The sequence below is a fragment of the Lutibacter sp. genome (assembly GCF_033723435.1).
Classification (GTDB): domain Bacteria; phylum Bacteroidota; class Bacteroidia; order Flavobacteriales; family Flavobacteriaceae; genus Lutibacter.
On sequence record NZ_JAWVXC010000002.1, the window covers coordinates 1 to 17,241 of the forward strand.

13 protein-coding genes are annotated in these 17,241 nt (G+C 29.8%); 10 read left to right on the forward strand and 3 right to left on the reverse strand.

The features are described 5' to 3' along the window. Window positions 1-271: 271 nt before the first annotated feature. From R3342_RS02855 to R3342_RS02865, 3 genes are all read left to right on the forward strand, one after another. Window positions 272-3,076, forward strand: a complete 2,805-nt coding sequence (locus R3342_RS02855) for a TonB-dependent receptor (protein WP_318938163.1) — start codon at window positions 272-274, stop codon at window positions 3,074-3,076. A gap of 170 nt (window positions 3,077-3,246) precedes the next feature. Next, window positions 3,247-4,755: a F0F1 ATP synthase subunit beta gene (gene atpD, locus R3342_RS02860; RefSeq protein WP_318938164.1), complete on the forward strand. Its 1,509-nt coding sequence runs from the start codon at window positions 3,247-3,249 to the stop codon at window positions 4,753-4,755. 10 nt (window positions 4,756-4,765) lie between these two features. Then, window positions 4,766-5,044, forward strand: coding sequence for a F0F1 ATP synthase subunit epsilon (locus tag R3342_RS02865; protein WP_318938165.1), 279 nt, complete (start codon window positions 4,766-4,768; stop codon window positions 5,042-5,044). 75 nt (window positions 5,045-5,119) lie between these two features. On the opposite strand, the gene rseP is transcribed toward R3342_RS02865, so the two are convergent. Continuing rightward, a complete protein-coding gene (gene rseP / locus R3342_RS02870; RefSeq protein ID WP_318938166.1) occupies window positions 5,120-6,433 on the reverse strand; it encodes an RIP metalloprotease RseP in 1,314 nt (437 codons plus the stop codon). Window positions 6,434-6,591: 158 nt separating this feature from the next. Here rseP and R3342_RS02875 point away from each other — a divergent pair, with 158 nt between their 5' ends. The 5 genes from R3342_RS02875 (at window position 6,592) to R3342_RS02895 (ending at window position 10,785) form a co-directional block, all read left to right on the forward strand. Continuing rightward, a complete protein-coding gene (locus R3342_RS02875; RefSeq protein WP_318938167.1) occupies window positions 6,592-7,263 on the forward strand; it encodes an SCO family protein in 672 nt (223 codons plus the stop codon). A gap of 76 nt (window positions 7,264-7,339) precedes the next feature. Continuing rightward, window positions 7,340-7,567, forward strand: a complete 228-nt coding sequence (locus R3342_RS02880) for a FeoA family protein (RefSeq protein WP_318938168.1) — start codon at window positions 7,340-7,342, stop codon at window positions 7,565-7,567. Beyond that, a complete protein-coding gene (feoB, locus tag R3342_RS02885) occupies window positions 7,568-9,679 on the forward strand; it encodes a ferrous iron transport protein B (protein WP_318938169.1) in 2,112 nt (703 codons plus the stop codon). It begins immediately after the preceding gene. After that, on the forward strand, window positions 9,679-9,792 hold the full coding sequence (locus R3342_RS02890; RefSeq protein WP_318938170.1) for a FeoB-associated Cys-rich membrane protein: 114 nt from the start codon (window positions 9,679-9,681) through the stop codon (window positions 9,790-9,792). The genes feoB and R3342_RS02890 overlap by 1 nt, the downstream gene beginning before the upstream one ends. Before the next feature lie 63 nt (window positions 9,793-9,855). Further along, a complete protein-coding gene (locus tag R3342_RS02895; RefSeq protein WP_318938171.1) occupies window positions 9,856-10,785 on the forward strand; it encodes a 2-dehydropantoate 2-reductase in 930 nt (309 codons plus the stop codon). Here the strand turns inward: R3342_RS02895 and R3342_RS02900 are convergent. Both R3342_RS02900 and R3342_RS02905 read right to left on the reverse strand, forming a co-directional pair. Continuing rightward, the gene (locus R3342_RS02900) at window positions 10,777-11,691 is read right to left on the reverse strand and encodes a DMT family transporter (RefSeq protein ID WP_318938172.1); all 915 of its coding nucleotides are present in this window, start codon (window positions 11,689-11,691) and stop codon (window positions 10,777-10,779) included. The two genes, R3342_RS02895 and R3342_RS02900, sit on opposite strands and share 9 nt — an antisense overlap. Before the next feature lie 61 nt (window positions 11,692-11,752). Continuing rightward, window positions 11,753-12,523 (reverse strand): patatin-like phospholipase family protein, encoded by a 771-nt coding sequence (locus R3342_RS02905; RefSeq protein ID WP_318938173.1) that lies wholly within the window; start codon window positions 12,521-12,523, stop codon window positions 11,753-11,755. A gap of 129 nt (window positions 12,524-12,652) precedes the next feature. Between R3342_RS02905 and R3342_RS02910 the strand changes: the two genes are divergently transcribed. Both R3342_RS02910 and R3342_RS02915 read left to right on the forward strand, forming a co-directional pair. Continuing rightward, window positions 12,653-15,607 (forward strand): leucine--tRNA ligase, encoded by a 2,955-nt coding sequence (locus R3342_RS02910; protein ID WP_318938174.1) that lies wholly within the window; start codon window positions 12,653-12,655, stop codon window positions 15,605-15,607. 178 nt (window positions 15,608-15,785) lie between these two features. Beyond that, on the forward strand, window positions 15,786-17,240 hold the full coding sequence (locus R3342_RS02915) for a sensor histidine kinase (RefSeq protein ID WP_318938175.1): 1,455 nt from the start codon (window positions 15,786-15,788) through the stop codon (window positions 17,238-17,240). The last annotated feature ends 1 nt before the right edge of the window (window position 17,241 follow it).

Sequence of the window (17,241 nt, forward strand, 5' to 3'; positions counted from 1 at the left end):
AGTGATTAGTGCAGACCAATCTGAAAGTACATTTCCTACGCCAACACTAAATCCAACTACTGATTATTATTGGAAAATTGTAGTTAAAGATAACCATGGTGGACAAACTATTGGCCAAATTTGGAATTTTAAAACGGATTAATTAGTCTTTTGAGTAATTGATAATATTTAAGCGAAAAATTTACTTTTTCGCTTTTTTTTACACTTTTATTTGATAATTAGAAAAAAATTGTAATTTGCAAGAATGTTAATCAATACTATTTAAGATATTATGAAAAAATTATTAAGCGTTGTATTTGCACTTTCTATTGGCTCTGTAATGATGGCTCAAACCACTATTACAGGTACGGTAAAAGATGCAAAAGCGGATCAGCCAATTCCAGGGGCTAACATTAAAGTTGTAGGTTTGCCAATTGGTACTACTGCTGATTTTGATGGGAATTTCACGTTAAAAGTGAGTGAAAATCCCCCTTTTGTTTTAGAAGTTACTTTAATGGGATATTCTACTAAAAAAGTTGAGATTACACAATTAAATCAACAAGTAGATGTTAAATTATCAGAGGAAGCAACAGCATTAGATGAGGTTGTTGTATCAGCGTCCAGAACACCAGAACGTGTTTTAGAATCGCCAGTTACTATAGAGCATATGGATGTTAGAGCTATAAGAAATACATCTTCTCCAACTTTTTATGATGGATTAGAGAACTTAAAAGGAGTTGATGTAAATACAAGTAGTTTAACTTTTAAATCTATTAATACGCGTGGTTTTGCAACATTTGCTAATTCAAGATTTATGCAGTTAGTAGATGGAATGGATAATTCTTCACCTGCATTAAATTTCAATTTAGGGAATTTATTAGGTATGTCAGAGTTAGATGTAAATTCTGTAGAATTATTACCAGGAGCTTCTTCTGCATTATACGGTGCAAATGCATTTAATGGTATTTTATTTATGACTAGTAAAAATCCATTTGATTCTCCAGGAGTAAGTACATATGTTAAAACAGGACTAACTTCACAAAAGGCTGCTGGAGATAGAAATTATGTTGATGCAGGAATCAGAATGGCATATAAGTTTAGTGATAAATTTGCAGCAAAAGCTAATTTTTCCTTTTTAAAAGGAACTGAATGGTATGCAACAGATTATAGAGATTATAATAATCCTGGCTTAACTAGAAATGACCCAGCATATGATGGATTAAATATTTATGGTGATGAAGTTTCAACTACTTTAGATTTTGAACAAATAGCTTTAGATAATGGAGTTCCTTCTTCAATTGCATCTATGATGGGATCTTCTACGGTTTCCAGAACAGGTTATAAAGAAGTGGATTTAATGGATTATGTAGCTCAAAGTGTTAAAGCAAGTTTTGCACTACACTACAGACCATTTGATAATAATATTGAATTTATATACAATGCTAAATTTGGTAAAGGAAGTACTATTTATCAAGGAGCAAATAGATATAGTATAAAAAACTTTTTCTTACAACAACATAAATTTGAAGTAAGAGGAGATGATTTTTTTGCTAGAATATATACAACATCTGAAGACGCAGGAAACTCTTATGATAGCCGATTTGCAGCAATAAACTTAAATAGAAGCTGGAAGTCAGATACACAATGGTTTACTGAATATGCAGGGGCTTATGTAAATACATTTGTTGGAACAATTTTAGGTGGAGGTACTCCAGATCCAAGTGCTATTGCTCAACAAGCAAGAGCTTATGCTCAAACAGGAGCTTTAGTTCCTGGAACAGTAGCATTTAAAAATGCTTTCGATGCAGTAATTTCTGATCCAAATTTAAATACTGGAGCTAAGTTTGTAGATAATACTAAAATTTATCACGCAGACGTTAATTATAACTTCCAAAGTTTAATTGATTTTGCTGATATTCAAGTAGGAGGATCTTGGAGAGAATACTCTTTAAATTCACAAGGAACTATTTTTACAGACTATGATGGAGCAATTAATTACAACGAATATGGTGCATATATGCAAGTTCAAAAGAAATTTGTAGACGATAGATTAAAGTTTACAGGATCTATACGTTATGATAAAGCCAAAAATTTTGATGGAAATTATTCTCCAAGAGTATCTCTTTCTTATTCATTAGGAGAAAATAAAACTAGAAACTTAAGAGCATCTTTTCAAACAGGATTTAGAAATCCTACCACTCAAGATCAATATATTGGGTTAGATGCTGGTAGAGCAATTTTAGTTGGTTCAGCGCCAGATAATTTAGACAGATATTTATCTGCTCCTTTTTCAGTAAGTCCTGTAGGTCAATCTTTAGGAGTGCCAAGCACGGTTCAAATATCTGGTAGAGCAGCTTATGATAATTCATTTACTTTAGAATCAGTGTTAGCAGGAGCTCCTGTAAAATCTAATATTGCATTAATAAAACCAGAAAAAATATCAGCTTTTGAAGTTGGATATAGAGCAGGTTTTGGTAGTTTTATGTTAGATGCTAGTGCTTATTATAATGAATATAAAGATTTTATTGGTGTAAAAACGGTAATTGTACCTTATTATGGTCAGGCTAATTTCTCAGATTTTGACCCAAATACAATGCCAGCTCCACCAGCAGCTATTGCTTTAAGTCAAGGAGATTATAAACCATTTCAAGTATATACAAATTCACCAGCAGATATAACTTCTTATGGAGCTACTATTGGAGTTGCATCAAAAGTTTTTGATCATTTTAAATTTGGAATTAATTATACTTTGGCTAAGTTTGATTTCAATCAAAGTAGTGATCCGGATTACGAAGCAAGTTTTAATACTCCTGAACATAAAGTAAAAGTATCTTTTGGTAGTAATGATTTATTTGAAAATCTTGGATTTAAAATAGATTATAGATGGAGTGATAAATATTTATGGGAATCTACTTTTGCTGATGGTATGATTGCGCCTCGTAATGTTGTAGATGCACAAATAAACTATACTGTACCAAGTATTAAATCTGTATTTAAAATTGGCGGAGCTAATATAGCAGGTAAAGAATATGTTAGTGCTCCAGGTGTTGGACAAGTTGGTTCACAATATTATGTATCTTGGACTATTAACCCATAAGATAACGTAAAATATAAATTAATAAAGAAAGACTCTAAATTTTAGAGTCTTTCTTTATTAAAAAATAGAAAGTTTTTTTTTAATAATAGAATCAAAAAACTATATTTGCACGATAAAATACAAGACTACCTAAATAAGGTTAAATATCTAAATAATAAATAGTTAAAGTAATGGCAAAAGTTACAGGTAAAGTTGCACAGATTATCGGTCCAGTTATTGATGTTGAATTTAAGTCAGAATCAGAACTACCTAGAATTTACGATTCATTGGAAATTACAAGAGAAGACGGTTCTATTTTAGTATTAGAAGTTCAACAACATGTTGGAGAAGATACAGTACGTACCATTGCAATGGATTCAACCGATGGACTAAGTAGAGGTTATGAAGTTGTTGCAACAGGAAATGAAATTAAAATGCCAATTGGCAACGAAATTTATGGAAGATTGTTTAATGTAATTGGAGATTCTATTGATGGACTAGGAGACCTTCCTAAAACTGGAGATAACGGATTACCAATTCACAGACAATCCCCAAAATTCGAAGAATTGTCAACTTCAACTGAAGTATTATTTACAGGTATTAAAGTTGTAGATTTAATTGAGCCTTACGCTAAAGGTGGTAAAATTGGTTTATTTGGAGGAGCAGGTGTTGGTAAAACAGTATTAATCCAAGAATTAATTAATAATATCGCAAAAGGTCACGGTGGTTTATCGGTTTTTGCTGGTGTAGGTGAAAGAACTCGCGAAGGAAATGACTTATTAAGAGAAATGCTAGAATCAGGTATTATTAAATATGGTGATGATTTTATGCATTCTATGGAAGAAGGCGGATGGGATTTATCTAAAGTAGATAAAGCTGGAATGAAAGATTCAAAAGCAACTTTTGTTTTTGGACAAATGAACGAACCTCCTGGAGCTCGTGCTCGTGTAGCATTATCTGGGTTAACTATTGCTGAATATTTCCGTGATGGAGCAGGTGAAGGTCAAGGAAAAGATGTATTATTTTTCGTAGATAATATTTTCCGATTTACACAAGCAGGTTCAGAAGTATCAGCTTTATTAGGACGTATGCCTTCAGCGGTTGGTTATCAACCAACTTTAGCAACTGAAATGGGAGCAATGCAAGAACGTATTACTTCTACTAAAAACGGTTCTATTACATCTGTACAAGCGGTATACGTACCTGCGGATGATTTAACAGATCCAGCTCCTGCAACAACATTCTCTCACTTAGATGCAACTACAGTATTGTCTCGTAAAATTGCTGAGTTGGGTATTTATCCAGCGGTAGACCCATTAGATTCTACTTCTAGAATTCTATCTCCTGAAATTTTAGGTGAAGAGCATTATAATTGCGCTACAAGAGTTAAAGAGTTATTACAACGATATAAAGAATTACAAGATATTATTGCTATTTTAGGAATGGAAGAGCTTTCAGAAGAAGATAAATTAGCAGTTCATAGAGCGCGTAGAGTGCAACGATTTTTATCACAACCATTCCATGTTGCAGAACAATTTACAGGTATTCCAGGAGTTTTAGTGGATATTAAAGATACCATTAAAGGTTTTAATATGATTATGGATGGTGAATTAGATAAATATCCTGAAGCAGCATTTAACCTTAGAGGTTCTATTCAAGATGCTATTGATGCAGGTGAAAAAATGTTAGCAGAAGCTTAAAAAAACACATATGATTTTAGAAATAGTTTCACCAGAAGCAACCTTATTAACCTCGGAAGTAGATATTGTATCTGTTCCAGGTATTAATGGAGAATTTCAAATGTTAAATAACCACGCTCCAATTGTTTCTTTATTGGTTGAAGGTAAAGTTAAGTTTAAAGGAGCTAATATTACTTTGGTTAAAGAATTTGAATCTAAATTCACAATTTCTAAAGATGAATATTCTTTACCAATTAATAGTGGTACTATTGAAATGAAAGAAAATAAAGTTATTATTTTAGCCGATTAAGGTTGAATTAATTTTATAAACAAAAAAAATCCTCAGAATTTTCTGAGGATTTTTTTTGTTATACTATCTATTTTATTAAGAGAACAGTTTTACAATATCATTTCCATTTGCTAATAACAATAGCGCAATTAAAATAATAAAACCTGTAATTTGAGCGTATTCTAAAAACTTATCATTTGGTTTACGTCCTGATATCATTTCATATAAAGTAAACATTACATGGCCTCCATCTAAAGCAGGAATAGGAAGTAGATTCATAAAACCTAGCATTATTGATAAAAAGGCTGTTATACTCCAAAACGCTTGCCAACTCCAAGTGGAAGGGAAAATATTACCAATAGCAATAAAACCACCAATACTAGTTGCTCCTTTTTTGGTGAAAACATATTTAAATTGAGTAATATAATCACGTAAAGTCCAAATTGCTAAAGAGTTTCCTTTAGGAATACTTTCTAAAAAAGAATACTTTTTATGTTGAATAGTAAGAACGTCTTTTTTGCTAGGGGCTACACCAATTTTATGCTCTGAATCAGGTTTGATATTAACTTGTTGTTGGGAGCCATTTCGCTCAAAAGTTAAAGATATTTTATCCGTTACGCTTGCTATTTTTTTTGTAAAATCATTCCAAAATTGAATAGGTTCATTGTTAACAGCTATAATTTTATCATTTTTCAAAATTCCTGCTTTTTCAGCTGGAGAATTTGGAATAACAGTATCTATAACTGCCGGAATTCTAACTTCAAAAGGAGTCATTACTCCTTTTTGCCACATTATTTCTCCAATATTTTCAGGAATTTGTATGGTTTCTGTTTTTCCATTTTGATGTAAAACTTCTAAGGAAGTTAAACCTCTTAAAAATAAAAATTTGTTAACGTCAGTAACATCTACGGGTTCTTTACCATTAAATTTTAAAATTTTATCTCCATCTTTAAAACCATAATCTTTAAATACTTGGTTAACTGCAAATCCTTGTTTTACATCTAAAGGTTTTATAAAATTAACGCCCCAAACATAGGTAATCATAATGTAAATTAATATACCTAATATAAAATTCATTATTACACCACCAAGCATAATAATTAAACGTTGCCAAGCTGGTTTTGATCTAAATTCCCACGGTTGTGCCGGTTGCTTCATTTGTTCGGTATCCATACTTTCATCAATCATTCCGGAAATTTTCACATAACCACCTAACGGAATCCATCCAATACCATAAACGGTTTCTCCAACTTTCTTTTTAAACAAAGAGAATTTATAATCAAAAAATAAATAAAATTTTTCTACTCTTGTTTTAAACAGTTTTGCAGGGATAAAATGCCCTAATTCGTGTAAAACAATTAAAAATGATAAACTTAATATAAATTGTGTTGCTTTTATTATTACTTCCATGTATGTTTTTTAAAAACTATAAATCGCACAAATGTACTGTTTTAAATACATTTGTAAAAATAGATAAATTAAGTAATTTGTTTATTTAACAAAGTTTTAAAATAGTTACGTATCATATTTATAATTTCTTTTAAATTTGTGGTTTAATTAAATAAATTATGGATTTAAAATTTTTTAAAAAGTCACTTCCAACATTAGCATTAATGGCGGTTTTATCCGTAGGAATGATTTATGCAATATATGTGATTTTAACACCTAAAAAAAAGTTACCAGTTTATAACCCAGCAGATGTAAATCCAAGATTAGTAGATGAAAGTTTATTGCACGTTCGTCATAATCATAAAATTGCAGATTTTAAACTGATCAATCAAAATGGAGATACGATAACACAAAAAGATTATGAAAATAAAATTTATGTGGCCGATTTCTTTTTTACTCGCTGTCAAACTATTTGTCCAATAATGACAAATAATATGGGGAAATTACAAGATGTATTTTTAAAGGATGATAATGTGAAATTTTTATCGTTATCGGTTACTCCAGTGATAGATAGTGTTTCGGTTTTAAAAGATTATGCAATTGAAAAAGGAGTAATAGATTCAAAATGGAATATTACTACAGGAAGTAAAAAAGAGATTTATAATTTAGCAAGAAAAAGTTATTTTGTTGTAACTGACCAAGGAGATGGTGGATTACAAGATTTTATTCATACCGAAAATTTTGTATTAGTGGATAAAAACAAGCAGATTAGAGGCTTTTATGATGGTACAGATTTAAAAGATATGGATAGATTAATTTCAGATATTAAATTGCTTGAAGGAAATAAATAATTTTACTGACAATTATCATTGTTTAGAATCATTCTAATTTAGTATATTTGCTCATTATTTATAATCATTCTTAATAATGGGCGATACAATTGCAAACTTAAAAATAGGAGAACACGGAATTATTGAAAATTTCTCTTTAGATTTAATTCCTTTAAAATTACTTGAAATGGGTTGTTTACCAGGTCAAGTAGTTAAATTATTGCAGGTAGCACCATTTAAAGACCCGCTTTATATAAAAGTAAATGGCAGTCACTTGGCCATTAGAATTGAAACTGCTAAAAAAATTAATATCATTAAGTTGTAAATGAAAAAAAATAAAGTAGTTAAACTAGCTTTAGTTGGCAATCCAAACACAGGAAAAACTTCTTTATTTAATCAACTAACAGGGTTAAATCAAAAGGTTGGAAATTACCCTGGTATTACAGTAGATAAAAAACAAGGAAAATGTAAAATTTCAGAAGAACTTACTGCTGAAGTAACCGATTTACCAGGAACTTATAGTATTAATCCATCAACTTTAGATGAAACTATTGTTTTAGAAACATTACTAAATGAAAAAAATTCTTCATTTCCAGATTTAGTAATTGTAGTTGCTGAGGTTGAAAACTTAAAACGCAACTTATTACTTTTTTCACAAATTAAAGATTTACAAATTCCTACTCTATTGGTTATAAATATGAAAGACCAAATGGAGCGTAAAGGCATTACTATTGATGTTTTGGCACTAAAAAAGGAGTTAAAATCAGAAGTTATTTTAGTTAGCGCTAGAAAAAAAATAGGAATTGAAGATCTTAAACAAGAAATATTAAATTATAAAAAATGGGATACTAATCCTATTGCAAATATTTCAGATAAAATTGATGCTGATTTTTTTAAAGAAGTAAAAAAAACCTTTACGGATTTTTCTTTATATAAATCTTGGTTACTAATTACACAACAGGAATATTGTGACTTTTTAAGCAATGAAGAACAAAATAAATTAAGAATTTTTACCGAACGTAAAGAACAAATAAAAAAATACCAGCATAAAGAAACTATTTACAGATATCAAAAAATAAATGAAATTTTAAAAAAAACGTATTTAGTAGATAAGTCTAAAGCTACTGATTTACGTAGTAAATTAGATAGAATACTAACACATAAAATATTTGGTTATGTTATTTTTGCTTTAGTTTTATTTCTTATTTTTCAATCTATTTTTGAGTGGGCAACAGTTCCAATGGATCTTATAGACGGTTTTTTTGCAAATTTAAGAGTGTTAGCTAAAAATAACTTACCAACAGGTATGCTTACCAATTTAATTGCAGAAGGAATTATACCTGGTATAGGAGGTGTTTTAATATTTATCCCTCAAATAACCATTTTATTTATTTTTATTTCCATTTTAGAAGAAACAGGTTATATGAGCCGTGTAGTTTTTTTAATGGATAAAATTATGCGAAGATTCGGAATGGGAGGAAAAAGTATTATTCCATTAATTTCAGGAACAGCTTGTGCTATTCCAGCTATAATGGCATCAAGAAATATTAGTAGTTGGAGAGAAAGATTAATTACAATATTAGTAGTTCCATTTACAACCTGTTCAGCTCGTTTACCAGTTTATGCCATATTAATTTCAATAATAATTCCACAAAAAAAGATATTAGGAATATTTAATTTACAAGGATTAACTTTAATGGGATTGTATTTGTTAGGTTTTGGAGCTGCAATTTTATCCGCAGTTTTATTAAACTACATCTTAAAAGTTAAGCATAAAAGTTTGTTTGCAATTGAAATGCCTAATTATAAGTTGCCATCTATTAAAAATATATTTTATACCGTAGTTGAAAAGGTAAAAGCTTTTATAACAGGAGCAGGAAGCATTATTTTAGCAATATCCGTTGTTTTATGGTTTTTAGCTTCAAATGGCGGAAGTAATTTTAAAAATGCTGATGAAATTATTTCAAAACAAACTCAGAATCAAACCATTTCAAAAGAAGAAATACATAAAAAAATAGCTTCTTATAAATTAGAGAATTCTTATATTGGTATAATGGGTAAAACTATTGAACCAGTAATAAAACCAATGGGATACGATTGGAAAATTGGGATTGCACTAATTAGTTCATTTGCGGCTCGTGAAGTTTTTGTTGGCGCTTTAGCTACTATATATAATGTGGAGAGCGATAATGATAACACCTCAACCATTAAACAGCGGATGAGTAGCGAAATTAATCCAGCAACAGGAGAAAAACGATTTAATTTTGCTACAGGAATGTCTTTATTACTATTCTATGCTTTTGCTATGCAATGTATGGGAACGTTAGCAATTGTAAAAAGAGAAACTAAAAGCTGGAAATGGCCAATTTTACAATTAACAGGCATGGGATTGTTAGCTTATATTGTCTCTGTTATAACCTTTACATTTTTAAATTAATGCAAGAAATTTTAACATATATTGTTTTAGTAATTGCTGTGGCTTTTTTAATTCGTAAATTCTTTTTTAAACCTAAGAAAAAAGGAAATTGCGGTCCTGATTGTAATTGTTAGCTCTACAAAAAAATATCTTTTTTAATTAAAATCTATTTCCATATTTTTGATAAAAAGAAGGATATGAATATTGTTGTTATTGGCGCTGGTGGAGTAGGTGGTTATTTTGGTGCTAAATTAGCTAAATCAGGTAATAATGTTACGTTTATTGCTAGAGGAAAACATTTAAAAGCAATACAAAAAAACGGACTTCAAATAAAAAGTATTTATGGTGATTTTACAGTTTTTCCAAATGCTACAGATTCTTTAAAAGAAATAACAATAAAACCAGATTTAGTTGTTTTAGGTGTAAAATCTTGGCAAATTATAGAGGTTGCTCAACAATTAAAATCAATTGTTTCTAAAAATACATTAGTACTTCCATTGCAAAATGGTGCAGATAACGCTGATAAATTATTAACTGTTTTAAATACTGAAAATGTATTAGCTGGTTTATGTAGAATAGTTAGTAAAATTGAAGCTCCTGGAATTATTAATCACTTTGCATTTGAACCAGAAATTATTTTTGGAGAGTTAAACAATGAAAAATCATCACGAATTAAAACTATAAAAAAGCTGTTTGATGCTGCCGATTTTAAAAATAAAATTTCAGAAAATATACAATTGGATATTTGGAAAAAGTTTTTGTTTATAACAACCTATAGTGGAATTGGAGCTTTAACAAGAACTGTGGTGGGATTATTTAAAAAAGACAGTTTTATACAAAATGTGATGTTAAAAACGGCTAATGAAATAGTGCAAATTGCTCAAAAAAAAGGAATATCATTAACTCAAGAAGATGTTAGCAAAACAATGAGTGTTATTAATGCATTAGATTACAATACTACAGCATCCATGCAACGAGACATTATGGAAGGAAAGCCCAGTGAGTTAGAAAATTTTAATGGCTATATTGTTAAACAAGGTGAAATATTAGATATTAAAACACCAATAAATTCATTTATTTATCACACTTTATTGCCACAAGAAAAGATGGCTCGAAATTTAAGCTAATTTTTTTCTAGGTTTTTTGCTTATCATATAAACTCCAACTACAACCATTAAACAGCTTATTATTTTTATTAAATTAATATCTTGTGAATATTCATTGTACCCTAAAACAAAAGCATAAAGACTTACCATTATAAAACTTACTACAGGTTGTAAATAAATATAGCTTCCACTTATAGAAGGCGATACTTTACTAAGTGCATAAATATTAAATAAATATGCTAAAAAAGTAGTTCCAAGCACTACAAAAGCAACTGCTAAATATGTGTTTAAAGTAAAGGCTTCAAAATTTGTAGTTGTAATATCTTGTATGCCAAATGGGAACATAAAAATAAAACCAAATAAGAAAGCCCAGCTAATAATAGTTATTGGATTGTATTTTTTCATTAAAGGTTTTACCAAAACCATATATAATGCATAAGAACAGGCATTTAGTAATACATAGATATTTCCTAAAACTGAACTAGTTCCTTCGGCTTTTTTGCCATACCAAATTAAAAGTATAGCTCCAATAGCTCCAATGGTAATTCCAATAAGTTTATTTGTTGTAATTTTTTCTTTTAAAAGGAAAGCACTAAATATTAAAACCATTACAGGAACCGCAGTAATTATAATAGAAGCATCAATAGGAGAGGTTAAATTAAGCCCGTGGAAAAATAATAGTTGATTTGAAGCTACACCTAATAATCCGCAAAGAATTAACAAAGGAAAATCTTTTTTATCAACTTTTTCTTTAATAAATGATTTTATAATCCAAAATAATAAACTAGCTCCAAGAATTCTTAAAAAAACAAATGCTGAAGGTCCAATTTTATTGGGCATTACTCCTTTTGCTATAATATGATTAGCACCATAAATAACATTAGCTCCAAGTAAAGCCAAGTGTGCTTTATAATTATTTTTACTCAACTGATTTAAGTTTGATTGAATTGCGAAAATACAAATTCTACCTATACAAAAAAGATTTAATTTAATTCATTGAATTTATAATAGTAGCAACTTCTTTTTGAGCATATTCATATCCTATTTTATAGGCTTTTTCAATAGCTTTTGAATCTAAAACACCAACGCTATTAATTTCAGGAGGAGAAAAAACGTACTTACAAAGTTTAAATTTCTTAATATTATTAGCGTCTAAACCAACATGGTAAACACGGTGCAATATTTTTAGTGTTGAATTTATTTCAGATTTTTCTACTGAAGAAACAGGATTTACAAAGCTCCCAAAAATAGTGGAACATTCTTTTTTTAAAGGTTCTATTGGGAAATTATTTAAAACGCCACCATCACAATAAATATTATTATTAATTTCTACGGGAGAAAAAATTAAAGGTAGTGCTGATGAAGCAATTAATGGTTTAATTAGTTGTCCTTTATTAAAATAATCTAATTTTCCTTCTAATAAATTGGTTGCAGTAACGGTTAAAGGGTATTTTAAACTTTCAAAAGAATCTTCTGGGAAAAACTTTTTAAAAAAGGCAACATATTTATCACTATCCATAATTCCAGGTTTATGCCTTGCATATAAAGATAGTTTTAACAGTGGAGTTTCATGAAAAAAAGTTAGCATTTCTTCAAGAGGATACCCAGCAGCATAAAGTGCAGCAACTAATGCTCCTCCACTTGTTCCAGAAACTTGAGTAGGCACTATATTGTTTTCTAATAAAACTTTAATAAAACCAATATGTGCAATTGCTCTAACTCCTCCGCCTGAAAGCACTAATCCAATTTTTTTAGCCATTTTTTTGTAGAATAAAGTTCAGGAATTAATCAAATTTACAAATAAAATTGAATTCTGACTTAAAAAAATATACTTTATAGTTTTATAGAATAAGTGTAACTTTGCGCTTTTAAAAATAGAGCTTAACTAATGGAATATAATTTTAGAAAAATAGAGGCAGATTGGCAAAAGTATTGGGCAGAAAACCAAACTTTTAAAGCAGAAAATAAATCCGATAAACCAAAGTTTTATGTGTTAGATATGTTTCCTTATCCTTCTGGAGCAGGATTGCATGTTGGACATCCATTAGGTTATATAGCATCAGATATTTATGCAAGATATAAAAGACATAAAGGATTTAATGTAATGCATCCTCAAGGGTATGACTCTTTTGGTTTGCCAGCAGAACAATATGCTATCCAAACAGGACAGCATCCTGCTATTACTACCGAAACAAATATTGCTACTTACAGAAAGCAATTAGATAAAATAGGTTTTTCTTTTGATTGGTCTAGAGAGGTTCGAACTTCTGACCCAAATTATTATAAATGGACACAATGGATTTTTATACAATTATTCGAATCGTATTATTGTAAAGATGCAGATCAAGCTCGTCCAATTTCAGAATTGATAGCAATTTTTAATGCAGAAGGAAATACAAAAATAAATGCTGCTTGTGATGATAATATTGAAAGTTTTACAGCAGAAGATTGGAAAAATTATTCTGAAGAGGTAAAGCAACATATTTTATTAAAATACAGATTAACATTTTTATCTGAAACCGAGGTTAATTGGTGTCCTGCTTTAGGAACTGTTTTGGCAAATGATGAAATTGTAAACGGTGTTTCGGAACGTGGAGGACATCAGGTTATACGTAAAAAAATGAAACAATGGAGTATGCGAATTACCGCATATGCACAACGTTTGTTAGATGGTTTAGACAAAATTGATTGGCCACAACCACTTAAAGATTCTCAAACTTATTGGATTGGACGTTCGGAAGGTGCTATGGTAACATTTAATGTTGATGGATTTGAAGAAGATAAAATAGATGTATTTACTACTCGTCCTGATACTATTTTTGGGGTAAGCTTTATGACTTTAGCTCCAGAGCATGAATTAGTTTCAAAAATAACTTCAGCAGAACAGAAAGATAAAGTTGAAGCATATATTAAAGCAACAGCTAAACGTAGTGAATTAGATAGAATGGCAGATGTTAAAACCATTTCTGGAGTTTTTACAGGAGCTTATGCTTTACATCCATTTACAGGCAATAAAATTCCTATTTGGATTGGCGATTATGTATTGGCAAGCTATGGAACAGGTGCAGTAATGGCAGTTCCTTGCGGAGATGAACGCGATTATGCTTTTGCGAAACATTTTGGATTAAAAATTCCAAATATTTTTGAAAATGTGGATATTTCTGAAACTGCATATACAGAAAAAGAAGGTGTTAATATTGCTAATTCAGATTTCTTAAATGGATTATCTTATAAAAAAGCAATGAAACGAATTATTTTTGAAATTGAACAAAAAGGGTTTGGTTTCGGAAAAATTAATTATCGTTTGCGTGATGCAGTTTTTAGCCGTCAACGTTATTGGGGAGAACCTTTTCCAGTGTATTACAAAAATGGATTGCCACAAATGATTGAGGCAAAGTTTTTACCAATTGTTTTACCCGAAGTAGAAAAATATTTACCTACTGAAGATGGAAAACCACCACTAGGAAATGCAACAGTTTGGGCTTGGGATACTAAAACTAATACAGTTGTTGCTAATAAATTAATTAACAATAAAACAGTATTCCCTTTAGAACTTAATACTATGCCAGGTTGGGCGGGAAGTTCGTCATATTTTAATCGATATATGGATGCTAATAACCCTGATGAATTTGTTAGTAAAGAAGCAGTAAATTATTGGCAAGATGTAGATTTATATATTGGAGGAAGCGAACATGCAACAGGCCATTTATTATATTCTCGTTTCTGGCAAAAATTCTTGTTTGATAGAGGTATTTTACCTGTAGATGAATATGCAAAGAAACTAATTAATCAAGGTATGATTACAGGTACAAGTGCATTTGCTTACAGATGGGAATACAATAACCATGAAGATGAAAAAACAAAAAAAATCATTTTTGTGAGTAAACCTAGAATGGATAAAATCATTAAAGAAAGAAGCACCATTGAAAAAGAAGGGAAAAATGTTAAAATTGATCCAACAGATTTATTACGAGAAGCAGAATTAACAAAAGCTTCTGAAAATAATCAATGGTCAAATTTTACACCTATTCATGTAGATGTGTCTTTAGTTAATGCTTCTGATGAATTAGATATTGAAGGATTTAAAAAATGGAGACCAGAATTCAAGGACGCTGAATTTGTTTTAGAAGACGGCAAATATATTGTTGGTCGTGAAGTAGAAAAAATGTCCAAATCTAAATACAATGTAGTAAATCCAGATGCTATTTGTGAAGAGTATGGAGCAGATAGTTTGCGTTTGTTTGAAATGTTTTTAGGTCCATTAGAACAATCAAAACCATGGAAAACTTCAGGGATTTCAGGAGTTTATAGTTTCTTAAAAAAACTTTGGAAATTATATATTGTTAATGGTGAATTTTCTGTGTCAGATGAAAAGCCTACAAAAGAAGAGTTAAAAACATTACATAAAACCATAAAAAAAGTAGAAGAAGATATTGATAACTTTTCATTCAATACATCAGTTTCTACATTTATGATTGCAGTAAATGAATTAACTGCTTTAAAGTGTAATAAAAGAGCAATATTAGAGCCTTTGGCAATTATAATTGAGCCATATGCGCCACACATAGCTGAAGAATTGTGGAAAAATTTAGGACATACTACGTCTATTTCAAAAGTTGATTTTCCAGAATTTAATGCAGCATATTTGGTAGAAAGTAGTAAAGAATATCCAATTTCATTTAATGGTAAAATGCGATTTAAAATAAAATTGCCAATGGATATGAGTAAAGAAGAAATTGAAAAAGCAGTAATGTCGCATGAAAAAACACAAGCTCAATTACAAGGCAGAACTCCTAAAAAAATAATAGTTGTGCCAGGTAAAATTGTAAATATTGTAGGTTAAACTAATATTCAAAATAATTAGAACTAAAAAGCAACTTTAAATAAAAGTTGCTTTTTAGTTTATAAGATATAACTCTTCAAATTAAATTATAAAATACTTAAAGTTTTGTGAGTTTTTTTGGCATGCTTATTGTTTCGTAAACATTTAATAATTACTTATATTTACTTTAAATTTAACCATGAAAATTAAGCAGCTTTCATTACGTATTCGTATTTTTTTATCCATGATATTTTTGGTGTTGTTGGCTTCTGTATTAATTGCAACGGTTACTATTTTTCAATACAAAGAACAAACAGATGAATATAATATTGGCAGGTTAGCGCGTAAAGAAGCGTCTGTAAAATCTGCTATAAATTATTGGTTAAACAGTGGAAATACATTTCCTTTAGAATCGAAATATTTGCAATATATTTTTAAGGATAAAATTTACGAAATAGCAAATATTGAAAATTTAGAAATTAATATTTACGCTTTAGATGGTAAACTTGCCAAAAGTTCACATTCTGGTTTTGTAAAAAGTGATGCTCCCACAATATTGTCCGATACCATTCTAAAAGAAATAGAATCTGCATATAACCATCACCTAGTACAAACTACAGTGGTTAAAAATATTAGTTTACAATCCTCATACACCTATTTAACGGATGCAAAGTTTAAGCCAATAGGTATTTTAAACTTACAATATGCTCAGGATAACTCAGCTCAGGATAAAGATTTAGAAGAGTTTTTAATGCGTTTAGCTTTTGTTTATTTGCTAATGTTTGCTTTAGCAATTTTATTAGCCTATTTTATTTCAAGCTATATAACTAGGAATCTTAAAGCAATTACAATTAAAATGAGGCAAACTAAATTAAATAAGCGTAATGAAAAAATTATACTGAAAAATCCTAGTGGGGAAATTTTTACTTTAGTAAATGCGTATAATTCTATGGTAGATGAATTGGAAGAAAGTGCTGTAAAATTAGCGCAAGGAGAAAGAGAACAAGCTTGGCGAGAAATGGCAAAACAAGTGGCGCACGAAATTAAAAATCCGCTAACCCCAATGCGTCTTACTGTTCAAAGTTTCCAACGAAAATTTAATCCTGAAGATCCTCAAATTCAGAATAAAGTAAATGAATTTAGTAAAACTCTAATTCAACAAATAGATACTATGAGTTCTATTGCTTCGGCTTTTTCTAATTTCGCTAAAATGCCTACACAAAACAGAGAAGAGTTAAATGTGGTAGAAGTAGTAAAACATGCTTTAGATATTTTTACAGAAGATTATATAAATTTCTTTCCTGAAAAAGATTGTGTTAAAGCAAAACTAGATAAAACACAGCTTATTAGGATAGTTACAAATTTGGTAAAAAATGCCACACAAGCTTTAGCGGAAATCGAAGTTAAAAAAATTGAAGTTACAGTTAGTGAGACGGAAAATGAAGTAGTTATAAAAGTTGCAGATAATGGACAAGGAATTTTAGAAGAAGATAAAGCAAAAGTTTTTGAACCTAAATTCACCACAAAATCAAGTGGAATGGGGTTAGGATTACCAATGGTTAAAAATATTGTGGAGACCTACGGAGGGACTATCACTTTAACCTCTAAATTAAATAAAGGAACTGTTTTTGAAATTATATTACCTAAAAAATAAC

Excerpts from the sequence above, each read along its gene's own strand:
- R3342_RS02855 (WP_318938163.1), top strand. The coding sequence starts at position 272 with ATGAAAAAATTATTAAGCGTTGTATTTGCACTTTCTATTGGCTCTGTA.
- atpD (WP_318938164.1), top strand. The coding sequence starts at position 3,247 with ATGGCAAAAGTTACAGGTAAAGTTGCACAGATTATCGGTCCAGTTATT.
- R3342_RS02865 (WP_318938165.1), top strand. The coding sequence starts at position 4,766 with ATGATTTTAGAAATAGTTTCACCAGAAGCAACCTTATTAACCTCGGAA.
- rseP (WP_318938166.1), bottom strand. The coding sequence starts at position 6,433 with ATGGAAGTAATAATAAAAGCAACACAATTTATATTAAGTTTATCATTT.
- R3342_RS02875 (WP_318938167.1), top strand. The coding sequence starts at position 6,592 with ATGGATTTAAAATTTTTTAAAAAGTCACTTCCAACATTAGCATTAATG.
- R3342_RS02880 (WP_318938168.1), top strand. The coding sequence starts at position 7,340 with ATGGGCGATACAATTGCAAACTTAAAAATAGGAGAACACGGAATTATT.
- feoB (WP_318938169.1), top strand. The coding sequence starts at position 7,568 with ATGAAAAAAAATAAAGTAGTTAAACTAGCTTTAGTTGGCAATCCAAAC.
- R3342_RS02890 (WP_318938170.1), top strand. The coding sequence starts at position 9,679 with ATGCAAGAAATTTTAACATATATTGTTTTAGTAATTGCTGTGGCTTTT.
- R3342_RS02895 (WP_318938171.1), top strand. The coding sequence starts at position 9,856 with ATGAATATTGTTGTTATTGGCGCTGGTGGAGTAGGTGGTTATTTTGGT.
- R3342_RS02905 (WP_318938173.1), bottom strand. The coding sequence starts at position 12,523 with ATGGCTAAAAAAATTGGATTAGTGCTTTCAGGCGGAGGAGTTAGAGCA.
- R3342_RS02910 (WP_318938174.1), top strand. The coding sequence starts at position 12,653 with ATGGAATATAATTTTAGAAAAATAGAGGCAGATTGGCAAAAGTATTGG.
- R3342_RS02915 (WP_318938175.1), top strand. The coding sequence starts at position 15,786 with ATGAAAATTAAGCAGCTTTCATTACGTATTCGTATTTTTTTATCCATG.